The following is a 653-nucleotide window of genomic DNA, read 5'->3' as shown; positions in this document are numbered from 1 at the left end:
TGAGTCGTCCTAAAATAGGTTGACAATTTATTAAATAATTAAATTAATCCAGCGAAGCTAGCTTCGCTGGATTTTTTGTTGTGTATAAAGTTAGGTGTTTTGTAATTAAGACTCAAATGCGGTCTTTTGTTATTGTATGTTACTATAGATTCCTCTATTAGTTTTTTAAGGTCTTTAGCTGTATTGCATTTATGGATAAGAAATTCTCCTTTTAATATACCATTGATACGCTCTGCTAAAGCATTTTGATAACAATCATACCCATCTGTCATCGATGGTATGGTATTGTTTTTTTCCAATTCCATTTGATACAATGAAGAACAATATTGTAGTCCTCTATCAGAATGATGTATGAGTTTTGTAGTTGTTACTCTTTTCTTGACAGCCATTTTCATTGCCCTTACTACATTTTCAGCACTCATATCATCGCTTAGATGGTACCCCATAATTTTTCTACTAAAAGCATCCGTTACCAACGATAGGTAATGAGTTCTTTCTCTACTTTTTATATAAGTGATATCACTAACAAAATACTGCTCTGGCCTGATAGGTGTTATACCTTTCATTAGGTTGGGGTGTTTCCTTAACCAATGTTTCGAATTCGTGGTTTTTGTATAGTTTTTCCTTGGTTTTATCAGCATGGATTCGGCTTT

At 33.1% G+C, this 653-nt stretch carries 1 protein-coding gene; it reads right to left on the bottom strand.

From position 1 onward, the window contains the following. Nucleotides 1-38: 38 nt before the first annotated feature. On the bottom strand, nucleotides 39-653 hold a 615-nt coding region (locus tag Q0856_RS18025), incomplete at its 5' end, for an IS3 family transposase (protein ID WP_298507230.1).

The organism is uncultured Maribacter sp. (assembly GCF_947496775.1).
In the GTDB taxonomy this organism is placed as follows: domain Bacteria; phylum Bacteroidota; class Bacteroidia; order Flavobacteriales; family Flavobacteriaceae; genus Maribacter_B.
Note: the sequence above shows the minus strand (reverse complement) of the source record. Positions and strands in the feature narration are given on the sequence as shown.